The 5,980-nt window shown below is 42.5% G+C and carries 5 protein-coding genes and 1 tRNA gene; 3 read left to right on the top strand and 3 right to left on the bottom strand.

Annotation, left to right across the window (positions count from 1 at the left end):
• Window positions 1-112 precede the first annotated feature (112 nt).
• Window positions 113-188, bottom strand: a tRNA-Thr gene (locus R7Q09_RS23835).
• A 205-nt stretch (window positions 189-393) separates the two neighbouring features.
• Here R7Q09_RS23835 and coaA point away from each other — a divergent pair.
• Window positions 394-1,317, top strand: coding sequence for a type I pantothenate kinase (coaA, locus tag R7Q09_RS23830; protein ID WP_005388683.1), 924 nt, complete (start codon window positions 394-396; stop codon window positions 1,315-1,317).
• Window positions 1,318-1,324: 7 nt separating this feature from the next.
• On the opposite strand, the gene birA is transcribed toward coaA, so the two are convergent.
• Both birA and murB read right to left on the bottom strand, forming a co-directional pair.
• Window positions 1,325-2,290, bottom strand: coding sequence for a bifunctional biotin--[acetyl-CoA-carboxylase] ligase/biotin operon repressor BirA (birA, locus tag R7Q09_RS23825; protein ID WP_318071312.1), 966 nt, complete (start codon window positions 2,288-2,290; stop codon window positions 1,325-1,327).
• Window positions 2,287-3,330, bottom strand: a complete 1,044-nt coding sequence (murB, locus tag R7Q09_RS23820) for a UDP-N-acetylmuramate dehydrogenase (RefSeq protein WP_169629223.1) — start codon at window positions 3,328-3,330, stop codon at window positions 2,287-2,289. The genes birA and murB overlap by 4 nt, the downstream gene beginning before the upstream one ends.
• A 101-nt stretch (window positions 3,331-3,431) precedes the next feature.
• On the opposite strand from murB, the gene R7Q09_RS23815 reads away from it, so the two are divergent.
• A complete protein-coding gene (locus R7Q09_RS23815) occupies window positions 3,432-3,863 on the top strand; it encodes a GNAT family N-acetyltransferase (RefSeq protein ID WP_031781233.1) in 432 nt (143 codons plus the stop codon).
• Window positions 3,864-3,934: 71 nt separating this feature from the next.
• Window positions 3,935-5,275, top strand: coding sequence for a CDP-diacylglycerol--serine O-phosphatidyltransferase (gene pssA / locus R7Q09_RS23810; protein ID WP_005388686.1), 1,341 nt, complete (start codon window positions 3,935-3,937; stop codon window positions 5,273-5,275).
• Window positions 5,276-5,980 lie beyond the last annotated feature (705 nt).

Genomic DNA, 5,980 nt, shown 5'->3' with positions numbered 1-5,980 from the left:
GGGACGGATTCGAACCATCGAAGGCAGTGCCGGCAGATTTACAGTCTGCTCCCTTTGGCCACTCGGGAACCCCTCCAAATTTTCAAGCCATTCAGACTACTAAAGGAAAGAATGGTGCCGACTACCGGAATCGAACTGGTGACCTACTGATTACAAGTCAGTTGCTCTACCTACTGAGCTAAGTCGGCATAAGTGGTGCGCATTCTATTGAATGATTTTCTAGGTTGCAATAGTAATTTGAAAAAAAATCATAAATTTCGATTTTTTAGATTCGTTTGCTGCAAATTCGTACAAACTTAGCTTTTTTAAAGTAAACTTCGACCTTTGTCGTTTGCTTTGAAGTTCGCTTGATGTATGTTCTTGCTTCTATTAAACCAAGGATAAAAGAGACCCATGAGTCCATTTTTGTCATTTGACCGTGCAAATTGGGCCGAGTTAAGAAACTCTGTACCGATGACACTTTCTGAAGACGACTTGACTGCGCTTCAGGGCATTAATGAAAACCTAACCATGGAGGAAGCGGTAGAGATCTACCTTCCTTTGTCTCGTCTTTTGAATCTGTATGTCCAGGCTCGTCAAAGCCGCAATTCCGTATTACAACAATTCTTAAATACAGAGGAACATGCTCCCCCTTTCGTAATTGGTATCGCTGGCAGTGTTGCTGTAGGCAAAAGTACGACTGCTCGTATTCTAACGGCATTGCTTTCTCGTTGGGAGAATCATCCCAAAGTGTCCTTGGTTACAACAGATGGCTTCCTATATCCGAAAAAAGTACTAGAAGAACGCGGTATCATGCATCGTAAAGGCTTCCCTGAATCCTATGATATCAAGCGTTTAGTCGAGTTCATGTCTGACGTAAAAGCAGGAAAGCCCGATCTTGAAGTACCCATCTACTCTCACATCACGTATGACATTACTGATGAACTAAGAAAAGTGGATAGACCGGATGTTCTTATTATTGAAGGTTTAAACGTTCTGCAAAGTGGAATGGACTATCCACATGACCCGCATCGTGTCTTCGTATCTGACTTTTTAGATTTTTCAATTTATGTCGACGCAGAAACAGAGACCATTGAACATTGGTACGTAGAACGCTTTTTAAAGTTTCGCCAAGGGGCCTTTACGAAACCAGGCTCTTATTTTAGCCACTACACACAACTCTCTGTCGATGACGCAAAGAAAAAAGCAAAGCAAATTTGGCATGATATTAATGGGCTCAATTTAGAATTGAATATTCTTCCAACTCGTGAGAGAGCCCACTTGATTCTACACAAAGGCGTTAACCACTTGGTTGATAAAGTCTCGTTGCGAAAGTAATCGAAGCTTAGTCACTTTTACGCAACGAGATTTCACCACCAATATAAGTCTCTAGTCCTTGGGAGGTTTCGATTAATATTCCACCTTGATGATCGATGCCTCGAACGACGCCATGTACCTCTCTAGGCCCAATAAGCAGTTTGACCTGACGATTAAGGAAATTGTCTAACCGATTCCAACGTTCGATAAAGCCAGTAAGCCCTTTCATTTCATATTCGACAAGTGCAGAATTCCAATGCTTGATAAGAGTCATTGCTAGAACATTTCTATCGATCTTGAGACTCTGATTTACTTGGTTCAACGTGGTCCATGGCTGGTCAATCTCGGGCTGGTCGTCAGGCATTCCAATATTCAGGCCCATCCCAATCACTAGATGAGCAGCCCCACCGGCCTGACCCGACATTTCAACCAAGATTCCGGCCAGTTTTTTATCTTGATAATACAAGTCATTCGGCCACTTGAGTTTAACATCTTGCATGCCTACTTCTTCCAAAGCTTCCACTGCGGCAATCCCGATCACCAAGCTCAAGCCCATTGCCGCAGCCATTCCTGCATCCAGTCGCCAATACATAGAGAGATATAAGTTAGAGCCAAACGGTGAGACCCATTGTCTACCGCGGCGACCACGACCTTGCGCTTGATATTCAGCAATACAAACACGGCCCTTTTCCGAATCCGCGACTCTGTCGAGCAAATACTGGTTCGTTGAGTCAATCACAGGGACAAGTTCAACAAGTGACTCCGAGCTAGTGGTAAGGAGTGTCTCGTCTAACAGCTGCAATGGTGAAGCTAATTGGTAACCACGCCCTTGCACTCGATAAATATCAATACCCCATTCACTAAGACCTTTAATGTGCTTAGCGATTGCCGCTCTAGAAACATTAAGATCGTCGCCCAACGCTTCTCCTGAATGAAACTCTCCATCACTTAATAACTTTAGAATATGAAGTTTCGTAGAGTGATCTTTTCTCATCTAGATGCCTCGATCTGAGCCAAATTGGTCTCCCCGGTACGATTGAGAAAGCGTACTTCATGCTCAAGTATGATTTGGTATTTATCCCATACTGTCTGCTTCACTAAAGAAGCAAGCGCGACAATGTCATCAGCACTACAGTTATCTATGTTGGTCAAAACCAAAGCTTGCATAGGGTTGACCTGCGCACCATGTACAGACTTCCCTTTTAATCCACACTGATCAATAAGCCAACCAGCGGCAATTTTCATTCCTCCAGAAGCTGGGTAGGCCACTACGTTAGGGTATTTTTTTGTTAGTCGATCATAGTGATCTTGCGTGATCACTGGGTTTTTAAAGAAACTACCTGCGTTACCTATCTTGGTTGGGTCTGGCAGTTTTGCCTTTCGCACTTGGCATACTCGTTCGAAGATAGAAGCAGGGCTGAGTTGTTCTTCTGGGATACTTTGTAAAGGACCGTACTGGTTAATCGGCTGCCATTGCTTCGCCAACTTAAGCCCTAATGCGGTGATAAAGCACTTTCCGTGCAACGCATGTTTAAATATGGAATCCCTATAGGCAAACTCACAGTCTTGGGCGTGCATTCTTTTGTTTTCAAACGTAGTTAGATCAAGAACATCTACATAATCACAGATGTCTTTTAGCTCTAGGCCATACGCACCAATGTTCTGAATAGGAGCCGAGCCAGCACAACCTGGAATCAAAGCTAAGTTCTCGATCCCACCGATCCCCTGATTCACACACCAGGAAACTAATTCAGGCCAATCTTCACCACCGGCAATATGTAATAGGTAGTGCTCATCCGTTTCCGTGACTTCTTTACCCATGATTCGATTAACAATCACTAATCCCTCAAAATGTTCTGTAAAAAGAACATTACTTCCTTTACCTAAAAAAAGTTTCGGTAAATGGGTGAATCTTGGGTTTTGAAATAGCTCAATAACATCTTCGAGCGACTCAACGATAGCTAAATAGGAACACGATTGTTCAATTCCAAAAGTATGGTAAGCCTTTAGGCTCGCATTTGTTTTAATTTGCATAGTAGGTTTGCAACACCAGATAAGGTTCTCTTAAACTGTCGACATTCTACATTAGTTATCTTTTAACCGCAGTGACAATACCAGACTCATTAATCATAGAAGTGTTAAATCCCATCAAGCTCCCCCTCATTAAGAAACTATACAAAGCGTATTACCCTGCGGGTCGAGCCAAAAAGGATGAATTGATCATTACAGCAAGCCATAAGGGTGAAATCATTGCGTTACTACGTTTAAAAAGTGTAGATAAAGTTCGTCTGTTGACAGGAATGTTGGTCATTCCGAAAGTTAGGGGAACAGGGATTGGAAAAGAACTACTAACTCATTGTAAAAACAATGTTTTCACTGATGGCGATTATTGCTTCGCGTTTACACATCTCGAATCCTATTATTCCAAGCATGGATTCACAACAATTGATTGCTCTGAGCTACCACACCCGCTAAAAATGGCATTTCAACGTTATGTAGATAGCGGTAAAGATCTCATTCCAATGCAATTCATCTCTTCAACGACATCAAAACGCGTGCTTTTGTAGCCAGGTAAATCATATCTTTGATAAAATGGCAGGTTCGCAATATTGCACTAAACTAAGGTACTCATACCGATATGATAGTAAGTAGGAATCCATTCGAACAGTTGCCAAGTCTCGCTGTCAATCCGGAAGACTTTGATGTTCTGTATTCAGCAGAATCATTCAGAACCCGTCTTTTAGATGCTATCAGCAAAGCAACGTCGCGAATTTACCTAGTCGCTCTATATCTGGAAGATGATGAAGCTGGACGTGAAATTCTCACTGCGCTTTATGAAGCGAAACAGCGCAATCCTGGGTTGGACATCAATATCTGTGTCGACTGGCATCGAGCGCAGCGTGGCCTGATTGGTGCGGAGACATCTGAGGGTAATTCAGCGCTTTACAAAGCATATGCCAGTAAGTACCAACACCCAATCCCTGTCTATGGCATACCAGTGCGTGGCAGAGAAGTTTTTGGGGTACTGCATTTAAAAGGCTTCATTGTCGATGATACTGTTATCTACAGTGGGGCGAGCTTAAATAACGTTTATCTCCATTATCATGAACGTTATCGATTTGATCGTTACCATGTGATTCGACATGAATCTTTAGCGAATTCAATGGTGCAATTCATTCAGGAAGAAATGATTGCTCACCCTGCCGTTAATGATCTTGCAGGAAAAGATAAGCCAGAAACCAAAGAAATAAAGTCGGCGATTCGCCAACTGAGGGCTTCTCTTGCTCAAGCAAACTATAAGTTTGAAGACCAAGCTGCAACAGAAGAAAGCGTAAAAGTCACTCCGTTAGTTGGGCTAGGCAAACGCCGTAATCTACTCAATCAACAGATTGTAAAGTTATTGGCAGCAGCCCAAGACGAAATTTTCATTTGTACGCCTTACTTTAACTTCCCTAAAGCACTTCATCGTGAAGTGAAACGAGCCATGAAGCGTGGTGTGAAAGTAACTATTGTTGTGGGTGATAAAACCGCCAACGACTTTTACATTGCACCTGAGGAAGACTTTAAAACCATTGGCGGACTTCCATATCTTTACGAAGTGAATTTGCGTCGCTTTGCGAAAGCCAATGAAGCGAATATCGCCGCACGTAAATTGTCAATTCACCTATGGAAGCATGACAATAACAGCTTCCACCTTAAGGGTATTTGGGTTGATAAACGCTATATGCTACTTACTGGGAATAACCTAAATCCACGTGCTTGGTCACTCGACCTAGAAAATGGGCTACTCATACAAGACAATTATGCGAAGCTCACTGAGAAGTTTGAAGACGAAGTTTCGCGTATTCTTGAGCATACTCACCTTATCTGTACTTATAAGCAATTAGAGAAAGTAGAAGACTATCCTATAGGGGTGCAGCGACTGGTCAGAAAAATCACCCGCCTAAAGGCAGATGGTGTTTTAAAACGTATTCTTTAGACATCATTTCTCGCTCTAAAGTACGTCGAGATTTTTATACTAAGCCAACCGCTTTAGCAGTTGGCTTTTTCATATAATCCATTTGGAATACTTAACTATTTTCTAGTACCGCTAGTGAGCACATAACCACTTAGATCTAGAGCGACTCTCTTAATGGGTTTGAGCTTTGACGTTTGTGAGTATTCCGCATAGCTTACAGCCTCGAGCTAAGCTACCCCTCTCTGTTCTGGCGCTTCTTACCCTTTGGCGATATATTTTTTCTGAGACTCATCAAATGTTCAGCGTCGAAAATCATCACCTCGCTAATGAAGAGCTCCTTCAATCTTTCACCTTCCAATTCTTTTCAAGTCGTTTGATTTTTGAGCCAGGAGAGATTGGGGGTATATATGACGCTTTTCTGGATTATGCGCACAGTTCGTTTTTTCTTTCTCATCAAGATTCAAGCCGTTGAACGCCTTTGAATACCATAGATTACTTAGGTTTGTTTGTAGGTCATATTGTCTTTCCACAGCATCAACGGCCTATATTAATTAAAGCCTAGTGTGTAATCACGCAAAGTTCACTTAGTAGGGATTATGGGGAGTAGTCTAATTAGGTGTAAACACACTTCAGGGAAACGCCGCTGTAGAAACGAAAAAAGCCTCAGTCTTTCGACTGAGGCTTAATATAAGTGGCGGAGTGGACGGGACTCGAACCCGCGACCCC

The sequence above is a fragment of the Vibrio sp. 2130-1 genome (assembly GCF_033339515.1).
This window is presented reverse-complemented; position numbering and strand designations above follow the sequence as displayed.

Bases quoted from the DNA above. Each gene is read 5' to 3' on its own strand.
- coaA (WP_005388683.1), top strand. From the start codon at position 394: ATGAGTCCATTTTTGTCATTTGACCGTGCAAATTGGGCCGAGTTAAGA.
- birA (WP_318071312.1), bottom strand. From the start codon at position 2,290: ATGAGAAAAGATCACTCTACGAAACTTCATATTCTAAAGTTATTAAGT.
- murB (WP_169629223.1), bottom strand. From the start codon at position 3,330: ATGCAAATTAAAACAAATGCGAGCCTAAAGGCTTACCATACTTTTGGA.
- pssA (WP_005388686.1), top strand. From the start codon at position 3,935: ATGATAGTAAGTAGGAATCCATTCGAACAGTTGCCAAGTCTCGCTGTC.